Source organism: Mesorhizobium sp. NFR06 (assembly GCF_900115245.1).
In the GTDB taxonomy this organism is placed as follows: domain Bacteria; phylum Pseudomonadota; class Alphaproteobacteria; order Rhizobiales; family Rhizobiaceae; genus Mesorhizobium.
This window is the reverse complement of sequence record NZ_FOVT01000001.1, coordinates 150,789-168,527: the sequence shown is the minus strand read 5'-3', so window position 1 is coordinate 168,527 and position 17,739 is coordinate 150,789. Positions and strand designations below refer to the sequence as shown.

The following is a 17,739-nucleotide window of genomic DNA, read 5'->3' as shown; positions in this document are numbered from 1 at the left end:
ACGCGCGCAGACCATAGAATCCATGCCGTTACGCAGGAGCGCCGCTCACGGTGCAGAATTCTGCTCCGCTGCTTTCTTCGGCTGAGGTAACGGAATGGATTCCAGGTCTTCGCGACGGAGCTCCGCTCCTGCTCCGCCCTGGAATGACGAAGTTGAAGGGCTCGGCCAATCGGGCCACCTGGAACTAAGCCAGCTTCGCCAGCAGCCGCAGGAAGGTCGCGGCTTCCTTGGCCGTCAGCGGCGCCAGCGTTTCCTCGGTGATGGTGCGGGCGAGCGGGATCAGCCGTTCGATCGCCTCGCGGCCCTCGGGCGTCAGGTTGACCAGCAATCGCCTTTTGTCGATCTCGTGCTTGGAGAGCTCGACCAGCCCGCGCGCCTTCAAGCGATCGATGACGCCCTTCACTGTGGCTGCATCCATGGCGATCAGCGTGCCGAGCTGGTTCTGCGAGGTCTCGCCGATGTCGTAGAGCTTGGCCAGGGCGGCGAATTGCGGCGGCGTCAGGTCGGCAATGTGGGCAGCGAAGATCGCGACGTGGCGCTGATGGGCCTTGCGCAGGATGAAGCCGACCTGGTCTTGCAGATGATAGTCGTTCTCCTCACCCTCTTCGGCCTCGACCAGCCGCAGCAGATTGTCCTCGCCGCTCATCGCAACCCATCCCATGCCCTGATGTCTTCGGCCGCGAGGCCGCCCATGCGGTTGTGGACGCGTGGACCGCAGGTCATGGCGAGGCAGAACAGGATCTCGTCGGGACGCGGGCCGTCGCTGATGCCGATTTCCATGGCGTCGAAATGGCTGCGCACATAGGCGGCGTTGATGTGGCCCAGCGGCACGTCGAGCCGCGCGCCGAAGGCGCCGACCTTTTTTGCCGACGGCACGATCGCCTTGGCGTCGCCCAGCCGCTCGCGCATGGCGTAGCCGCCGGGAACGTGCCACAGCGCGCCATGCTCCAGCTCGCCGGCGGAACCGACGATGGCACCCTTGCCGTAGCCATCGATTTTCTTCACGTCACCGCCGAGCGCTGCAATCAGCCTGTCGGACAGCAACAGGCCAAGGGGCTTCAGATCCTCCATGGCGCCCTGCAGGTCCTCGACATAGCGGCCGGCGAACGGGTTCCCGACCAGGGCCATGGCGGCGGCGCGCAGGCGCGGCTCTTTGGCCACCGGCCCGCCCTCGTGGAAAATTTCCTCGGTCAGGACCGCGACCTTGCGAATCGGAAAGTCAGGCATGGGCAAATTCCTCCTGTGCATGCTTGTTGGGCGCGGCCAGCGCCACGGAACCACTGATGCGGGACTGACCCGCAAGGAACAGCGCCGATGCGGCAATCAGGCCGCGCCGGCGAAAATCTTCGGCGACCGCAAGACCGTTGTCCAACGCCCGCGCCACTTCGCCGGGCGCGAGCGCGCCGACGCTCTGCGTCACCAGCATCTGGCCGAGATCGCTGTCGGGCGCCAGATCGCGCGCGGGGACGCGCCCGATGGCGGGGTTACCGGGCAGATCGACCGCGTTGGCGATAAGCGTCGCCGCCGCATCAGCTTCGGCACCATTGCGCGCGAGAACGGTAACGGCGTCGGCGACCCCCAGGGAAAACGACCGGCCGCGCCAGCCGCTGGTGGCAATACCGCGCACGCCGTCCCCGGCGCGTATGGTGATGCGGTCGGCCATGCCATGCCCGGTGCCGGCAATCGCCAATGTCATCGACTCGCCGTTGCAAAGATGGATGGCGCTGTCGCCGCCATTGTTGACATAGGCGCGGTCGAGCCGGCGGCCGGCGAGCGTTGCCGCCAAAACTTCATCGGCTACGGAACCGGCAACGGCGGCCATCGGGGTGATAAATCTTTCCGCCAGCGGCGCAACCGCTGCCTCCATGCGCCGCGCCGTCGGCCCGGCGAAAGCGCGTGGCTCCAAGGACGCCGGACGGCGCAACTCAGGGAGTTCCTCGACCAGCTCGGTCAGGATCGTCTGGAAGCGCGCCACGGCCTGCGCGTAGGCGGCGCGGCGTTCATCCGCGGCACCAAAGGTCTCGACGATCAAGTCGATCGGCCCGTGGTTGAGATGAAGCCGCCTGCCGTCGGCAAGCCAGTGCGCCTGCGGGCCCTGCATCAACCGGCTCCGTTGGCACGGTCGCGGCGCAGTTGCGCCAAGGGCGGCCAGGGATTGCCGGCAGGTGCGCCGGCGCCGCGGCGCGGATTGAGATATTCTCCGCCCTTGGCAAGGATATTCTCGACGCTGCGGATCTCGTTCTCGTAGCCGCCGAGCCTCACATAATCGTCGCGCCGCATGGTGAATTCGATCGGCGCCACCAAGGCCGGCGTCGGCACATAGCCGAAGGCGCCTTCCGGCACGCGGGTGACGTCGACCATCAGCGTGATGCCGCCGCCCGGCCAGACATAGACCGGCGCGCCGCCGACCGTCACATAGGTCTTCAGGCCTTGCACCGAGCGGGTCAGGTTGACCGGGTTTTCGGTGACGCCGGCGCGCAGCGAGCCGCCGGCCCCGCCGATGAAGAGAACGGTGCACAGCGCCGGCTCGCAATTGTCCTCGATCAGGCCGACTGATTTCTGCAGCCGCTCGGGGAACGGCTTTTCGACCGGCCTCAGCTGCTCGTCGAGCTCGTAATAGGCGAACTGCTCGCCGGTGGTCGACACCATCATGAGCGACAGGCCGGGGCGCGCGCCCTTCTTGGCATTCCAGTCGCCCAGGATCGACAGCGGATCGGAGATCGTGGTGCCGCCCCAGCCCAGGCCTGGCTCCGACACCTTGAAATAACGGCCGGGCGTCGAGCGGCGGCCGATGATCTTGATGCCGGTGTCTTCCCAGCCCAGCACCTTGCCGGCCTGGTGCTCGGAGACGACGCCGGTGATGTGGTCGTCGACCACCACCACCTCGTCGACCAGCCCGCGCCATTGCGTGGCGAACATGCCGATGGTGGCCGAACCGCAGCCGACGCGCATGCGGTGCTCGACCTTGCCGTCGATGACCGGCGCCTTGCCGGCCTCGACGATGACCGTCGCGCCGCCGTCGATGGTCAACTCGACGGGCTTCCTGTTGCAGAGATTGAGCAGCGCATCGCAGGTGGCGCGTCCCTCGGCCTTCGAGCCGCCGGTCAGGTGATGGACGCCGCCGAGCGACAGCATCTGCGAGCCGTACTCACCCGTGGTGACGTGGCCGATCGCCTCGCCTTGCGAGCGCACGGTCGAGGTCTCGTCGCCGATATGGCGGTCGGTGTCGATCTTCACCTTGACGCCGCAATAGGAGAAGATGCCCTCAGTCACCACAGTGACGAGATCGACGCCTTCGACCTCCTGGCTGACGATGAAGGGCGCCGGCTTATAGTCGGGATAGGTGGTGCCGGCGCCTATTGCCGTGACGAAGCGATGGCCGGTGTTGACCAGTTCGCCATTCCAGGCTTCCCCCTCGGCGACGAAAGGCACGACCGCGCCGCCGGTCTCGGCCGCGTGGTCGAGGATAGTCAGCGGATCCATGCGCACGATGCGGCCGCCGACATTGCCGTAGCGATCGCAGGCGCCGGTGCGGCCGTCGGCGATGTAGCACATCACCGGGCAGGCATCGCAGCGGATCTTCTCGGCCACCTGCTTCTCGCCGGGATCGTGGGTTTCGAAACGTTCGGCAAGCTCGCTCATGGGCGCGCCTCCTTCTCGCGGATTGCCGCCAGGATGCGGCTTGGCGTCGCCGGCACCTTGGTGACCAGCACGCCGGTGGCATGACGGATGGCGTTGAGGATCGCCGGCGCGGTCGGGATCAGCACATGCTCGCCGAGGCCCTTGGCGCCGAAGGGTCCTTCCGGATCCGGAACTTCGACCAGGATGGTCTCGATCGGCGGCACGTCGCCGATGGTCGGGATGAGATAGTCGTGCAGGTTCTCGGTGCGGCCAGGGATATACTCTTCCATCAGCGCCATGCCGATGCCTTGCGCGATGCCGCCCTCGATCTGACCTTCGACCAGCACCGGGTTGATCGCCTTGCCGACGTCGTGTGCCGCGGTGATCTTGATCAGCCTCACGGTGCCGAGTTTCAGGTCGACCTCGAGCTCGGCGATCTGCGCGCCGTAACCATAGATAGCATAGGGCTTGCCCTGGCCCTTGGCGTCGAGCGGCAGCGTCGGCGGGTCGTAGGTTTCCTCGGCGACGAAGACCAGGCCGTCGGCGTCGGCCTTCAGCGCCGCGAGATCGATGCGGCGCGCCGCGTCGCCTTCCTGGATAAAGATGCTGGCGCCGTCGAGCGCGATCGTCGCCTGAGCGGAGACATTGGCGAAGCGCAGGATTTCTTCGCGCAAGGCGCGGCCGGCCTTCTCCGCCGCCTTGCCGGTGACAAAGGTCTGGCGCGAGGCGGATGTTTTACCGGCATCGGGCGTGATGGCGGTGTCGGCGCTCTTCAGCTTGAACTTGTCCAGCGGCAGGCCGAGCGCGTCGGCGCAGATCTGCGCGATGACGGTGTTGGAGCCCTGGCCGATATCGACTGCGCCCTGGTGCAGGACAGCGTCACCGGAGGCCGAGATGCCAACCTTGATGGTGGAGGGATTGGGCAGCGAGGTATTGCCGCAGCCATACCAGCAGGAGGCGACGCCGACGCCGCGTTTGCTCGCCGTGTTTGCGGCATTGAAGGCCTGGGCGTCTGCCAGCGCACGCGCCCAATGCGGGCGAAGCCGCTCCAGGCATTCGCCGATGCCGACGCCCGATTCCAGACGCTGTCCGGTGACCGTTTCGGAGCCGTTTCGAAGACAATTGTTCAGCCGAAAATCGAGCCGGTCCATGCCGAGCTTGCCGGCGAGCTCGTCATAAAGCGTTTCCTGCATGATGGTCGCCTGCGGCACGCCGAAGCCGCGGAAGGCGCCGGCGATCGGCCCGTTGGTGTGGATCGCATAGCCGGCTGCCCGATAGTTTGGCGTGACGTAAGGGCCGGAGGCATGCACGGGCACGCGGTTGGCGACCGTCGGCCCCCAGCTCGCATAGGCGCCGGTGTTGAAATCGCCGGCAAAAACCATGCCGGTGATGCGACCTTCAGAATCCGCGCCAATGGACGCTTTCATCTCGGCGGGATGGCGCTTGGTGGTCGACATCATCGATTCATTGCGCGTGTAGGCAAGCGCCACCGGCCGCCCGGTCTTCATCGCCACGAGGCCGACGAGAGGCTGCAGCGAGACATCGAGCTTGGAGCCGAAGCCGCCGCCGGTGGCGGTCGGCACGATGCGCACCTTGTCGACGGGCAGGCCGAGCACCTTGGCCGTGTCGTCGCGATCCATATAGGGCGCCTGGGTGCAGGCGACGACGACCAGCGTATCGCCGTCCAAATAGGCATAGCCGGCTTCCGGCTCGATATAGGCGTGTTCGACAAAAGAGGTTTCGATGGCGCCGGACACGGTGACGGCCGCGCCGGCAAGCGCGCCATCGGGATCGCCCCGTTCGACATAGCCGGAGGTGAGCAGGTTCGCCGGTCGGTGCTGGTGGAGCAGCGCGGCGCCGTCGGCCTTCGCCTCATGCGGCTGCAGCACATGCGGCAGCTCGGTCCATGTGATCGGGAAATCCGCCAGGTCGAGATCGAGGATCGCCTCGCGCTCGCCTGCCACAAGCGCTACAGCTTCGCCGCGCAGGCGGGCGAAATTCTCAGCCAGCGCCGGCTGGTCGGCAAAGGGACCGATGACGCCGAAGCAGTTCTTGCCGGGAATATCGGAAGCGGTGAAGACACCGGCGATGCCGGGATGCGCGTCCGCCCATGCCTGCAGGTCACCGAAGCTGAAGCGGGCATGATAGTGCGGCGAGCGGACCACGAGCACGGAAAGCGCATCGGCCGGGAAGGAATCGCCGCCGAATTTCTCATCGCCCGTGACTTTCGGCACGCCATCGAGGCGAACCGGTGAGGCCCCGACGGCGCGGCCGTTCTCCGGCAGGCGAAGATCGACGCCAGTCAAGTGGTGCGAGGCATCCATCACCGCTGCGACGATCTTGCGGTAGCCGGTGCAGCGGCAGAGCACGCCGCCCAGCGCATCCTGCGTCTCGGCCTCGCTTGGCGTCGGATTGCGCGCCAGGAGAGCGGTTGCCGCGACCAGCAAGCCGGGCGTGCAGATGCCGCATTGCGCGGCGCCATGTTCGAGGAACGAGGCCTGCAGGGCGGAGAGCCTGCCATTGCCCAGGCCTTCGACTGTCGTGACGGAAGCGCCCGCTGCCGAGGCCGCCGGCACCAGGCAGGCGCAAACCGGGTTGCCGTCGACCAGCACGGTGCAGGCGCCGCAGTCACCGGCATCGCAGCCAACCTTGGTGCCGGTCAGCCGCAACTCGTCGCGCAAGACCTGCGACAGCCGCCGCACCGGCGGTACCGAGACACTGACGCTTACGCCGTTGACCTCGAAGGTGATGCCGGCTGGCGCCATGCCCGTGGATGGCCGGGCCGTGCCGATGTGGGGCCGCGCTTCGTTCATGCCGCCACCTTGTCGTCATGCTGGCCGAGGGCGGCGCGCACCGCGCGGACGACGATCTCGCGGGCCGCATCCTGCCGGTATTCGGCGCTGCCGCGCACATCGGCGATCGGCGACAGTTCGTCGATCGGCGCGGACAGCACTGCATCGACAAGCGCAGCCTTAGTGGGTTGGCCGCGCAAGGCCGCCTCGACACCGGCAAGGCGACGGGCGACCGCCGAGCAGGAGCCGACGGCGATCGCCGCATCGGCGATCACGCCGTTCTCGACCACGAGCCGCGCCGCCGCCATGGCGATCGAAATGACGAGATAGCGCCGCGCGCCGAGCTTGACGAAGGCCGACGTGCCGACAGCGCATCGCTTCGGAACACGAATAGCGGTGACCATCTCAGCTGGCTGCAACGCCGTGCGGCGGTTTCCCAGGATGAATTCACCGAGCGGCATATGGCGGCTGGCCCTGGCCGAGCGCAATTCGACATCGGCGTCGAGCACAATAAGCGCCGGCACGCCGTCGGCGGCGGGCGATGCGTTGCAGAGATTACCGGCCACCGAGGCCACGTTCTGGATCTGGACCGAACCAACCTCGCGCGCGGCCGCTTTCAGCGCGTCGAAGGCCGCAGGGAGCGGATGGCGGACAATGTCGGTCCAGGTGGTGCGGGCGCCGATCCGCCAATGCTCACTCGTCTCTTCGATGCCGCGCAGCTCGGCCAGGCCGTTGATGTCGAGGATGTTGTCGCGGAAAGGTTTCGCGCCCTGTGCCGGATAAAAATCCGTACCGCCGGCGAGAATGCGCCAGCGATCCTCGCCAAGCAGCGCGAGCGCCTCGTCGATCGTGGTGGGTTTCGCGTAACGCGTCACGCTTTGCCTTCCCGAAAAGGGGCCTTTCCGAGGGAATCTGCCGGCTTCCGAACTCAAGCAAATTCATTCGTATGCAAATGATATCAAGTTCACGGCAATTGTCAAAGCGGAGGTTCGCGAAGGGACGCCGCAAGCGCCGCCACAGCTTTGTTACGCCGGCAGAGGTTGACGCCACCGGCCATCTGGTCAAGGTTCTGCCTCCGGTCGCGTCAGCGGCATGATTGGAGCCGCAACGAAAGGGAGCCATATGGCCGAGGAAGCGCTCATCGTCATCGACCTGCAGAACGATTTTTGCCCCGGCGGCGCGCTTGCGGTGACTGGTGGCGACGAGATCGTGCCTTTGGTCAACGACCTGATCCGCCGCAGCGAGCATGTGATCCTGACGCAGGACTGGCACCCTGCCGGCCATTCGAGCTTCGCCTCCAGCCATCCCGGCAAGCAGCCCTTCGAGACGATCGAGATGCCTTACGGGCCGCAGACGCTGTGGCCGGACCACTGCATCCAGGGCAGCCTGGGCTCGGACTTCCATTCGGGGCTTGCGTGGACCAAGGCGGAGCTGGTGATCCGCAAAGGGTTTCGGACCGCGATCGATAGCTATTCCGCCTTCTTCGAGAACGACCATACGACACAGACGGGCCTTGCCGGCTATCTGCGCGAGCGAGGCATCGACAGCTTGACCCTGGTCGGGCTGGCCACCGATTTCTGCGTCGCCTTCTCCGCGCTCGACGCGGTCAAGCTGGGCTTCAGGACAACGGTGCGGCTCGATGCCTGCCGCGGCATCGACCTCAACGGCTCGCTCGAAACGATGATCGCGCGTATGCGCGAAGCCGGCGTGACGCTCGAAGACCATTTGTCGGACTGACCGGACTGTGAGGCATCGAGGGGGCTTCCCGGCATCGCTGAGCAGGTTGGCTGCGGGCCTGATTGCCGCAGCGCTGATCACGCTTGCGCAACCGGCCTTCGCCGCCGAAACTCCCGAACTGCCCGGCGCCGCGATGTCGCTGTGGTGGGGACTGCCCTTTGCCGGCCTGCTGCTGTCCATCGCGACAGGTCCATTGCTTTTTCCGCACGTATGGGAACATCACTACGGCAAGATTGCTGCTGCCTGGGCAGCGCTGGTTGTGGTGCCGCTGGCAATTGCCTTCGGCATTCCGGTGGCGGGCGAGGCGGTGCTGCACACGCTGCTCACCGAATACATGTCCTTCATCATCCTCTTGTTCGCGCTGTACACGATCTCGGGCGGCATCCTGCTAGCCGGCAACATCCATGGCACGCCGCTGGTCAATGCCGGGATGCTGCTTGTCGGCGCGTTGCTTGCCTCGGTCATCGGCACGACCGGGGCCTCGATGATCCTGATCCGGCCGATGCTGCGCGCCAACGACAACCGGCCGTTCAACGCCCATGTGGTGATCTTCTTCATCTTCCTGGTGTCCAACATCGGCGGCTCGCTGACGCCGCTCGGCGACCCGCCGCTGTTCGTCGGCTTCCTGCGCGGCGTCGATTTCTTCTGGACCACGGTGCACATTCTGCCCGACACGCTCTTCGTCGGCGGCTTGGTGCTGCTCGTCTTCCTGGCGCTCGACATCGTCCTGCATCGCCGCGAAGGCGGCATGCCGAAGATCAAGGATCCAACGCCGGATACGAAGGTGCGTCTGCGCGGGCTGGCCAACCTGCCGCTGCTTGCCGGCGTGATCGGCGCGATCCTGCTTTCGGCGAGCTGGAAGCCTGGCGTGAGCTTCTCCGTGCTGGGTGTCGGCCTCGAGCTGCAGAACCTCGTGCGCGACGCTATCATCCTGGTGCTTGCCTTTGTGTCGCTTCGCGTTTCCTGCAAAAGCCACCGCGAGGCGAACGGCTTCAGCTGGGGGCCGATCGCCGAGGTGGCGAAATTGTTTGCTGGCATCTTTGTCTGCATCGTGCCGGTCATCGCCATTTTGAGGGCAGGCCATGACGGCGCGCTGGCGCCGCTGGTTGCGCTGGTCACGTCCACCGACGGCAAACCGAACGACCTCGCTTATTTCTGGCTGACCGGCGCGCTGTCGTCCTTCCTCGACAACGCCCCGACCTATCTGGTGTTCTTCGAGCTTGCCGGCGGCGACGCGACACACCTGATGACCGAGGCCGCCTCGACGCTTGCGGCGATCTCGGCCGGCGCAGTGTTCATGGGCGCCAACACCTATATCGGTAACGCGCCCAACTTCATGGTTTTTGCCATCGCCCGACATCGCGGCTTCAGGATGCCAGGCTTCTTCGGCTATATGATGTGGTCGGGCCTGGTGCTGATCCCGACTTTCCTGATCGCGGGGTTTTTGTTCTTCAGTTGAGGCGGCGAGGCGCCTTACCTCCCCCTTGTGGGGAGGTCGGACCGAAGGTCCGGGTGGGGGTCGGCGCCGCCCCCACCCCGCTGCTTCGCAGCGACTTGCCGGGGCGAGCCACGGGTCTCGCCCGTCCTTCGGACCCCCACAAGGGGGAGGGTAATCCTTAGCCTACACCGACATACCGCCTGACCGCCGACGGGTCCGCGCGCAGTTGCTCGACATCGACCGTCTCGCGGTTGCGGCCGTTCTCGATGAATGAGACGCGGTCCGCCACCGACAGCACGGCGTCGACGCGCTGCTCCACCAGAATCGTCGAGACGCCGAGATCGCGCAGCTTCGCCACCGTCTCGCGGATCTTGGCGATCATCGACGGCATCAGCCCTTCGGTCGGCTCGTCGAGCAACAGCACCTGCGGTTCGAGGCAGAGCGCACGTGCCATGGCCAGCATCTGCTGCTCGCCGCCGGACAGCGTGCCCGAGCGCTGCTTCAGCCGCTCGCGCAGCAGCGGGAAGAGATCGAGCACTTTTTCGCGCGTGGCCTTGCCCTTGCCGCGCGCCATCAGGCCGATCTCGATGTTTTCGGCAACCGTCATGTCGGCGAACAGCCGCCTGCCCTGCGGCACATAGGCGACGCCGGCCTTCGGCACGTCATGCGCGGCAAGCGCGGTCAGTTCGCTGCCGTCCAGCCTGATCGAGCCGGCCGCCGCGGGCACCAGGCCCATGATCGCCTTCAGCGTCGTCGTCTTGCCGGCGCCGTTGCGGCCGAACAGGCAAAGCACCTCGCCCTTGTTGAGGACGAGGTCGAGGCCGTAGAGCACCTGGACCTCGCCGTAGAAGCAATCCAGACCTGCAATCGCAAGCAGCCCCGCGTCAGCCATGGGTCGCTCCGAGATAAGCGTCCTGCACGTCCGTGTTGGCGCGGATCTGCTCCGGCGTGCCTTCGGCAAGGATCCTTCCCGAATTGAAGACGGTGATGCGATCGGCAAGCTGCATGACGACCGGCATGTTGTGCTCGATGAGAAGCACAGTTGCGCGTTTGGCGATCTCGTGCACAAGCTCGATGAAATTGTCGATCTCGCTGTCGGCCAGGCCTTGGGTCGGCTCGTCGAGGATGAGCAGACGCGGCTTGAGCGCCAGGCCCATGGCCACTTCCAGCAGGCGCTGGTGGCCATAGGACAATTGCCCGGCCGGCGTGCCGGCGCGGTCGGCTAGGCCGGTGCGCGCCAACGCTTCCATGACGCCAGTTCTGACCGCGCCCTTGGAGCGGCCGTCGGTCAGCGTGCGCTGCACCGGCAGCGCGACATTGTCGAAAGCGGTGAGGTTGGCGAAGACGCTGGTGATCTGGAAGGTATAGGCGACGCCGAGGCGAACCCTTTGGTAAGCCGGCATGCCGGTGATGTCGGCGCCGTCGAACACGATCATGCCGGAGGACGGCCGGATGCGGCCTGAGAGCAGGCTGACGAAGGTGGTCTTGCCGGCGCCGTTCGGGCCGATGATGGCGCGGATCTCGCCCGGCATCAGCGCGAAGTCGACGCCATCGACGGCACGAAGACCGCCGAAATGACGGGACAGGCCTTTGGTGGTGAGCAACGGCATCATGGCAGCCATCCCAGCCAGCGCTCACGGATGGTGCCCAGGATCCCCTTCGGGAAGAACAGCACCAGCAGGATGAGCGCGACGCCGACGATCAACAGATAGGCGGAGGTGAAGCCGCTGGCGATGTCGGTGACGTAGTACATGAACAGCGTGCCGACCAGCGGCCCGAGCGTCGTCGCTGCGCCACCGAGCAGCACCCAGAGGAGCGGCAGGATCGAATACTGCACCGAGGCGAAGCTCGAGCCGACATAGCCGAACAGCAAAGCATAAGCCGCGCCCGATGCCGCGCAGATAGCGCCGGAGGCAACGACGGCGGCGAGCTTGTTGGCAACCGTGTCGTAGCCCAGCATCTTGGTCCGTTCCTCATTCTCGCGGATCGCGACCAGCACGCGACCGAAGCGGGAGCGGACGATGGCAAGCGTGATCAGCAGCACGACGGAGAACAGCGCCAGCGCGTTCATGTAGCGCACGGTCGAATTGGTCAGGTCGAGCGAGGCGCCGCCGATCGAGATCACCCGCGATGCCTGCTGGATGACCAGGCCCTGATCGCCGCCGGTCCAGGCCGCGAAATAGAGAATGAGCAGGTAGAACACCTGCGCGAACATCATGGTGACAATCATGAACGCCACACCCGAGGTACGCAGCGCCAGCAGGCCGATGGCCAAAGCGAGCAGCGCGCCACAGGCAACCCCGGCAACGAAGGCTTCGGGCACGCCCCAACCGAGATGATAGACGGTGAGCCCGGCGCCATAGAGCCCGGCGGAGAAGAACATGGCGTGGCCGAGGCTGAGCAGGCCGACATAGCCGAAGAGCAGATTGTAGCCCATGGCGAAGACGGCCAGCGCCATGATGCGGGCGAACAAACCCTGGTGATAGTCCGGCAGGACGAAGTTCAGCACGAACAGAAGCGCGATGACGCCGACATGCAAGGCGTAGGTCTTTGCCGGCGAAGCATCCCTCATCGCGGCGTGGTCCCGAACAGGCCCTGCGGCCGAAACACCAGCACCATGGCGACGACCAGCGTGGCGACGATCTTGGCCAAAGTCGGTGAGAAGAACATCGAGATGATGCCGTCGGAGAGGCCGATCAGGATGGCCGCGACCACGGTACCACGCAGCGAGCCGAGGCCGCCGATGATGACGACGATGAAGGACAGGAGCAGCGGGTCCTGCCCCATCAGGTAATGCGCCTGGCTGATCGGCACGATCAGCACCGCGGCGATCGCCGCCAGCATGGTGCCGACGGCGAAGACGCCTGCGTAGACACGGTCGACCGGGATGCCGAAGGCCTGTGCCGTCTCGCGGTCATATTGCGTGGCGCGCATGATCAGGCCGATCTTGGTCCGGGTCAGGACCAGCCAGGTGATCACGAGCAGAATAGCGGAGGCGGCAACCACCGACAGCTTGTAGCCGGAATAGCCGAACCACGGCAAAAGGATGCGGTAGCTGAAGGGCGGCTCGACCGGCCGGGCCTCTGGACCGTAGAAGGTCAGCGCCAGCTGCTGGATGATGTAGAGCATGCCGATGGTGGCGACGATGGTGCCTTCCGGATTGTAGTTCAGCCGGCGCAGCACCAGGCGCTCGGCGACGAGCGCAACCAGCCCGACCAGCAACGGCGCGATCACGAGGGCCGCCGCGAAGCCGATCGCCGGATGACCCGCGATCGCCGTCGAGATCGCCCAGGCAAGCACCGCGCCGAGCATGAAGAACTCGCCATGGGCGACGTTGACGACGCGCATGACGCCGAAGACCAGCGACAGGCCAAGTGCCGTCAGCGCCAGCACTGCCGAGGTGACGAGGCCTTCGAGGGCGGCAAGGAGCAGGTGGGGTCCGAAATGCATTCAGTGCGCCCTTACGCTCCCCCTCGTGGGGACGGTGACCGCGCAGCGGTCGGGTGGGGGGTGGGGCATGGGCCGTCGCAGCCCCCACCCCGTCTCATTGGCTTCGCAATATAGCGAAGCCAATTCGCCGACCCTCCCCACAAGGGGGAGGGTAAGGCACTCACAGCGCCTGCGTCGTGTAATCCCCTTCCGGCTCGTAGAGGCCGTCCTCGATCTTGGTCTTGTGCACGACCTTGAGCTTGCCGCCTTCGACCTTGGAGATGTTCTGGATGCCAAAGCACTGGTGGATCTTGCCGTTGAAGCTCTTCGGCCCCTGCGGATGCTCCGGCCCCTCGGCGAATTCCTTCAGCGCCTCGGTGGCCTCGACCAGCTTGGCGCGGTCTTCGGGTCCCTTGTAGCCGGCATCCTCCATCGCCTTCTTGACGACATAGAGCGTCTCCCAGCAGCCGAACATGTGGGCGGCGGTGGAGACGTCCTTGGGGTCGCCGACGGCGGCGCCATTGTCGTCGATGCCGACGGCGGCGCGGTAGGCCTTCTGGGCGGCGGAGTCATCGGGCTGGGCGTAGCGCGGCGAGCCTTCCCAGAAATGGCTGCCGTCGAGGAATTCCAGGCCGGGGCTGTTGATGTCGACGGCCTCCAGCGAATCGATGAAGCCGAAGAGCTGCGGCCGCTGCGAACCGTAGAACTCGCCGAGTTCCTTGACGAAGGTCAGCACGGCCGGGCCGACCATGACATGGTAGATGACTTCCGTCTCGGCCGGAATCTGCGGGAAGTATTTGGTGAAGGAACTCTCCGTCGGCGGGATGGCGATCTGCGCGATAACGTCGGCGCCTTGCGCCTTCAGGGCCGGCGGCAAGTAGTCGCGATGGTCGTAGCCGAAGGCGAAGTCGGGGAATATCTGCGTCACCTTCTTGCCGGCATTGGCGGCGATCCACGGCGCCATCGACTGGATCTGGCTCTTCACGTCGGTGATGCCCGGCTGGAAGACGTAGCGGTTGAGCTTGGTAGAAGCGACGTGATGGCCTTCGCTGACTACGAAATAGGGGATCTTGTTCTCGCCGGCGGCGGGCGCCGAACCGATCACGACATGCGAGAACAAAGTGCCGAAGACGATGTCGGTCTTGTGCTGCTTGGCGAACTTGGCCACCACTTCGGCGCCGCGGGCCGGATCGGTGCCGTCATCCTCGATCACCAGCTCGACCTTGCGGCCGCCGATGCCGCCGGCATCGTTGATCGCCTTGACGGCGGCAGCACTCGTCTTCTCATACCAGCGGCCATAAGCGGCGCCGATACCGGTGCGGTGCAACTGGAAACCGATCTTGATCGGCGCCGAGCTCTGCGCCTGGCTGTAGCGGACGAAGCCGGGCGCCAGCGCGAGGCCGGTGCCGGCGGCTATCCCTTTCAACGCGGTGCGGCGCGAAAGCTCTTTTTTTGAGAGGTCGAAAAATCCGTTCTTGTCAGCCATGTCCGTTCCCCTGTTTTTTCAGTCTGACCAGCGATAAGGCGGCTCGATCCTCCTCAGCCGGAGGATGCGAAAATTGCATGTGTACAAACTAAATCATCAAAGCCCCGACGTGGCAAGCGAGCTTCCCCAGGGGCATTGTTCTTGTGTCATCCGGCGGTCGGCGTGGCAAGCAACCACAGACCGAAGACCGTATAGCCGATCATCAACAGGGTGAGCGGTAGCTGGCTGAGTGCTGTGCGCGACGGCTGCCGGTGGAGACGCCAGGCGAGACCATGCGCGACGAGCACCGCCAGCACATGCCCGGCGACGATGACGCCGGCCTGGACATTCCACAGCCACCAGGCCGATACGGACCCGGCGGCAACGCCCGCCTCGACCATCATGTCGGCGGTGCCGAAAAGGTTCCAGCCGAGCCCGAACGGGTCGGAAAGGGCGACCAACGCGTATTGGCCGTCGACCAACAGCACGGTGAGGTAATGCGCTATGTGATAGGCAAGCGCGATCGGCACGATCGACCAGACCAAAAGGCCGGCGGCCTCGCCGAAGGAATTTTCATCGCCGGCAAGGCGCTGGCCGAGAAAGACGACAAGCGCGAACACCGCCGCCAGCAGAACGAAGGTGAGCACGAGGCCGAAGCTGCCGATGCCTATCAGCGCCGTGCGGCCGGGAAACTCCAGTGGATTGACGCCGAACAGGCCAAGCCAGAAGAAGGTCTTGGACAGGCCGTCGAAGGACACCGATGACAGCGTCAGCAGAAGGAAGGCTGTGCCGCTCAGCGGCAGCGGCTCGGCCGCCAGCAGCTTGGAGCCCGGCCATGACAGCGAGAGGCGAGTTCCATGTCGCCCAAGAGGCGCGAAGCGGGCGACCATCGAGAAGAAGACCGTCAGAAACTCGCCGCGCCGGCGCCACTCCTCATAACCGAATGCCAGCATGGCGACGAAGCTGACCAGCCAATAGACGCCGGCGGCATGGGCCAGCCGCGCCGGATCGTCGGGCGCAGGATCGATCAGTTCGAACCAGGCGAAGGCGAAGAACAGCACGAAGGCCGGCCAGAAGCCGGGCCAATTGGGACGGCGCGGAGGCTGCTTTCCGTCGGCATGCCGGCCTAAGGCGCGAGAGACGACGCGCCAAGGTCCGTACCACGGGTTCAGCCATGACCAAAGGTCGCCGAAGATGCCTTGAAGCAGCGTGAAGCCGGCCCAGAGCAGCGTCCAGATCACCAGCGGCAGCGGGTTGGAAAGAGGGTCGCGGCTGCCGAAAAGACCGGCGGCGACGAGCAGCGCAAAGCCGGCAAAAGAAAGCACGCTGATGCCGGTGCGTCGAGCATCGCTGAAGGCAAACAACGAGAGACGCCGGCGCCAGAAGCGGTCGAGGGCGGCCGGCGGCAGCAGCGCCAGCACGAGGAAGCTGGCGGCAACCGCCAGCGCGCCGCCTGCGAGATAGTAGCCGGTCGGAAGGAGCAGGACGTGGCCGCGGTCGGAGGCATGGGCGAAGGCTGGGGTGGGGAGGATACCCAGGACGGAAGCTACAAAGACTAATCTGTAACGACTGCACTCTACGGCGCCCCCCTCTCTCCTGCCGGACATCTCCCCCACAAGGGGGGAGATTGGCAGTTCCTCCGCCGGCCCTTCTCTTGCGACGCTGAAGATTGGCGAAGGCGGAGATGACAGAACAATCTCCCCCCTTGTGGGGGAGATGTCCGGCAGGACAGAGGGGGGCGCGAAGGAACTCAGCCTATCCAAACTTCGAACCACTTAGTGCGATGCCGGATTACGCAGCCCTCACACCTTCACCAACTGCTCCACCCGCCCCTTCTCGCCGAAAATCCTCAGATACCTTTTGATCTCCTTCTCATCCCCGGTCGCCTTGGCGGGATTGTCGGAGAGCTTCACCGCAGGGCGGCCATTGGCTTCGCTGACCTTGCAGACCAGCGAGATGGCGTCGAGGCTGTTGGTCTCGGTCGGCGCGCAGCCTTCGAAATCATTGGTGAGGTTGGTGCCCCAGCCGAAGGACATGCGCACCTTGCCGCGAAAATGCCTGTAGGCCTCCTCGATGGTCTCAACCTCCAGCCCGTCCGAGAAGATAAGCAGCTTCTGCTTCGGGTCCTTGCCCTTTTCGCGCCACCAGGAGAGGATCTTCTCGCCGCCTTCGATCGGCGGCGCGCTGTCAGGGCGAAAGCCGGTCCAGTCGGCGATCCAGTCCGGCGCATCGCGCAGGAACGCAGCCGTGCCAAAGGTATCCGGCAGCACGATCAAGAGATTGCCGCCATAATAGCGCTGCCAGTCCTGCAGCACCTTATAGGGCGCCTGCCGCAGCTCCTGCTCGGAATTGGCAAGCGCCGCGAAGACCATCGGCAATTCGTGTGCGTTGGTGCCGAGGGCTTCCAGATCGTTGTCCATAGCCAGAAGCACGTTGGAGGTGCCGGTGAAGGCGTCGCCGATGCCTTCCTTCAGCGCCTCGACGCACCAGCGCTGCCACAGGAAGGAGTGGCGGCGGCGGGTGCCGAAATCGGAAATACGGATGCCGGGCAGCGCCTTCAGCCGTTCGGTCTTGGCCCACATCTTGGCCTTGGCGCGGGCATAAAGCACGTCGAGCGCGAAGGGGCCAAAGGAGCGCATCGCCGCGCGCGAGCGCAGTTCGTTGATAATGGCCAAAGCCGGGATTTCCCACAGCGTGGTGTACATCCACGGACCGGGGAAGGAGAGCACGTATTGGCCGTCGCGCCTGGTGAGTTCGTAACCAGGAAGGCGGAAATCCTCCAGCCAGGCGAGGAATTCCGGCTCGAAAATCTGCTTGCGGCCGTAGAAATTGTTGCCGCCCAGCCAGATCATTTCCTTCTTGGAAAACCGCAAGGTGCGGGCATGGTCGAGTTGCTCGCGCAATTCGCCTTCGTCGATCTCGTCGGCGAGGCGCACCGAGGTGGTGCGGTTGATCAGCGTGAAAGTGGCGTCGACCTTGGGATACATGCCCCAGATCATCTGCAGCATCAGAAGCTTGTAGAAATCGGTGTCCAGCAGGCTGCGGACGATCGGGTCCAGCTTCCAGGTGTGGTTGTAGACGCGTCGCGCTATATCGGTTTTTGTCATGCTTGCTCATCCAAAAGCACAACCCACGCAAACGCAGGCGCGACGCTTCAAGTCCTTTTGAGCAATTCCGGATGGAAGACCGTCGCGCGGCTTTCCAGGAATTGCTTCAGCCAACTGCCTCTTAGCATTGTATTTTCGAACGCGCTTCCT

At 65.2% G+C, this 17,739-nt stretch carries 15 protein-coding genes; 2 read left to right on the top strand and 13 right to left on the bottom strand.

The features are described from left to right. Nucleotides 1–184: 184 nt before the first annotated feature. From F3H96_RS00835 to F3H96_RS00810, 6 genes are read right to left on the bottom strand one after another with little or no spacing between them, the layout of a single operon-like run. Nucleotides 185–646, bottom strand: a complete 462-nt coding sequence (locus F3H96_RS00835) for a MarR family transcriptional regulator (protein WP_149790044.1) — start codon at nucleotides 644–646, stop codon at nucleotides 185–187. Then, complete coding sequence (locus tag F3H96_RS00830; protein WP_149790043.1) at nucleotides 643–1,227, bottom strand: amino acid synthesis family protein; 585 nt, start codon at nucleotides 1,225–1,227, stop codon at nucleotides 643–645. The genes F3H96_RS00835 and F3H96_RS00830 overlap by 4 nt, the downstream gene beginning before the upstream one ends. Next, entirely contained in the window at nucleotides 1,220–2,101 is an 882-nt protein-coding gene (locus tag F3H96_RS00825; protein WP_149790042.1) for a UPF0280 family protein, read from the bottom strand. The genes F3H96_RS00830 and F3H96_RS00825 overlap by 8 nt, the downstream gene beginning before the upstream one ends. Continuing rightward, nucleotides 2,101–3,642, bottom strand: coding sequence for a 6-hydroxynicotinate reductase (locus F3H96_RS00820; RefSeq protein ID WP_149790041.1), 1,542 nt, complete (start codon nucleotides 3,640–3,642; stop codon nucleotides 2,101–2,103). Before F3H96_RS00820 ends, F3H96_RS00825 begins: the two co-directional genes overlap by 1 nt. After that, complete coding sequence (locus F3H96_RS00815) at nucleotides 3,639–6,386, bottom strand: molybdopterin-dependent oxidoreductase (protein WP_244619891.1); 2,748 nt, start codon at nucleotides 6,384–6,386, stop codon at nucleotides 3,639–3,641. Before F3H96_RS00815 ends, F3H96_RS00820 begins: the two co-directional genes overlap by 4 nt. A gap of 44 nt (nucleotides 6,387–6,430) precedes the next feature. After that, a complete protein-coding gene (locus tag F3H96_RS00810; protein WP_149790039.1) occupies nucleotides 6,431–7,288 on the bottom strand; it encodes a xanthine dehydrogenase family protein subunit M in 858 nt (285 codons plus the stop codon). 247 nt (nucleotides 7,289–7,535) lie between these two features. Between F3H96_RS00810 and pncA the strand changes: the two genes are divergently transcribed. After that, a complete protein-coding gene (gene pncA, locus F3H96_RS00805; RefSeq protein WP_149790038.1) occupies nucleotides 7,536–8,150 on the top strand; it encodes a bifunctional nicotinamidase/pyrazinamidase in 615 nt (204 codons plus the stop codon). A gap of 58 nt (nucleotides 8,151–8,208) precedes the next feature. After that, nucleotides 8,209–9,609, top strand: coding sequence for a sodium:proton antiporter (locus F3H96_RS00800; protein WP_244619890.1), 1,401 nt, complete (start codon nucleotides 8,209–8,211; stop codon nucleotides 9,607–9,609). 157 nt (nucleotides 9,610–9,766) lie between these two features. On the opposite strand, the gene F3H96_RS00795 is transcribed toward F3H96_RS00800, so the two are convergent. The 7 genes from F3H96_RS00795 to pncB all read right to left on the bottom strand — a co-directional run bounded on the left by F3H96_RS00795 (nucleotide 9,767) and on the right by pncB (nucleotide 17,589). Beyond that, the gene (locus F3H96_RS00795; RefSeq protein ID WP_149790036.1) at nucleotides 9,767–10,480 is read right to left on the bottom strand and encodes an ABC transporter ATP-binding protein; all 714 of its coding nucleotides are present in this window, start codon (nucleotides 10,478–10,480) and stop codon (nucleotides 9,767–9,769) included. Next, nucleotides 10,473–11,201 (bottom strand): ABC transporter ATP-binding protein, encoded by a 729-nt coding sequence (locus F3H96_RS00790; RefSeq protein ID WP_149790035.1) that lies wholly within the window; start codon nucleotides 11,199–11,201, stop codon nucleotides 10,473–10,475. The genes F3H96_RS00795 and F3H96_RS00790 overlap by 8 nt, the downstream gene beginning before the upstream one ends. Further along, the gene (locus F3H96_RS00785; RefSeq protein ID WP_149790034.1) at nucleotides 11,198–12,160 is read right to left on the bottom strand and encodes a branched-chain amino acid ABC transporter permease; all 963 of its coding nucleotides are present in this window, start codon (nucleotides 12,158–12,160) and stop codon (nucleotides 11,198–11,200) included. The genes F3H96_RS00790 and F3H96_RS00785 overlap by 4 nt, the downstream gene beginning before the upstream one ends. Next, nucleotides 12,157–13,038: a branched-chain amino acid ABC transporter permease gene (locus F3H96_RS00780; RefSeq protein WP_149790033.1), complete on the bottom strand. Its 882-nt coding sequence runs from the start codon at nucleotides 13,036–13,038 to the stop codon at nucleotides 12,157–12,159. The genes F3H96_RS00785 and F3H96_RS00780 overlap by 4 nt, the downstream gene beginning before the upstream one ends. A 160-nt stretch (nucleotides 13,039–13,198) precedes the next feature. After that, a complete protein-coding gene (locus F3H96_RS00775; protein ID WP_149790032.1) occupies nucleotides 13,199–14,503 on the bottom strand; it encodes an ABC transporter substrate-binding protein in 1,305 nt (434 codons plus the stop codon). 146 nt (nucleotides 14,504–14,649) lie between these two features. After that, nucleotides 14,650–16,089: a hypothetical protein gene (locus F3H96_RS00770; RefSeq protein ID WP_149790031.1), complete on the bottom strand. Its 1,440-nt coding sequence runs from the start codon at nucleotides 16,087–16,089 to the stop codon at nucleotides 14,650–14,652. A 195-nt stretch (nucleotides 16,090–16,284) separates the two neighbouring features. Further along, on the bottom strand, nucleotides 16,285–17,589 hold the full coding sequence (gene pncB / locus F3H96_RS00760) for a nicotinate phosphoribosyltransferase (protein ID WP_149790030.1): 1,305 nt from the start codon (nucleotides 17,587–17,589) through the stop codon (nucleotides 16,285–16,287). Nucleotides 17,590–17,739: the final 150 nt, after the last annotated feature.

Excerpts from the sequence above, each read along its gene's own strand:
- pncA (WP_149790038.1), top strand. The coding sequence starts at position 7,536 with ATGGCCGAGGAAGCGCTCATCGTCATCGACCTGCAGAACGATTTTTGC.
- F3H96_RS00820 (WP_149790041.1), bottom strand. The coding sequence starts at position 3,642 with ATGAGCGAGCTTGCCGAACGTTTCGAAACCCACGATCCCGGCGAGAAG.
- F3H96_RS00785 (WP_149790034.1), bottom strand. The coding sequence starts at position 12,160 with ATGAGGGATGCTTCGCCGGCAAAGACCTACGCCTTGCATGTCGGCGTC.
- pncB (WP_149790030.1), bottom strand. The coding sequence starts at position 17,589 with ATGACAAAAACCGATATAGCGCGACGCGTCTACAACCACACCTGGAAG.
- F3H96_RS00790 (WP_149790035.1), bottom strand. The coding sequence starts at position 11,201 with ATGATGCCGTTGCTCACCACCAAAGGCCTGTCCCGTCATTTCGGCGGT.
- F3H96_RS00825 (WP_149790042.1), bottom strand. The coding sequence starts at position 2,101 with ATGCAGGGCCCGCAGGCGCACTGGCTTGCCGACGGCAGGCGGCTTCAT.
- F3H96_RS00835 (WP_149790044.1), bottom strand. The coding sequence starts at position 646 with ATGAGCGGCGAGGACAATCTGCTGCGGCTGGTCGAGGCCGAAGAGGGT.
- F3H96_RS00775 (WP_149790032.1), bottom strand. The coding sequence starts at position 14,503 with ATGGCTGACAAGAACGGATTTTTCGACCTCTCAAAAAAAGAGCTTTCG.
- F3H96_RS00830 (WP_149790043.1), bottom strand. The coding sequence starts at position 1,227 with ATGCCTGACTTTCCGATTCGCAAGGTCGCGGTCCTGACCGAGGAAATT.
- F3H96_RS00795 (WP_149790036.1), bottom strand. The coding sequence starts at position 10,480 with ATGGCTGACGCGGGGCTGCTTGCGATTGCAGGTCTGGATTGCTTCTAC.
- F3H96_RS00780 (WP_149790033.1), bottom strand. The coding sequence starts at position 13,038 with ATGCATTTCGGACCCCACCTGCTCCTTGCCGCCCTCGAAGGCCTCGTC.
- F3H96_RS00770 (WP_149790031.1), bottom strand. The coding sequence starts at position 16,089 with ATGTCCGGCAGGAGAGAGGGGGGCGCCGTAGAGTGCAGTCGTTACAGA.
- F3H96_RS00815 (WP_244619891.1), bottom strand. The coding sequence starts at position 6,386 with ATGGCGCCAGCCGGCATCACCTTCGAGGTCAACGGCGTAAGCGTCAGT.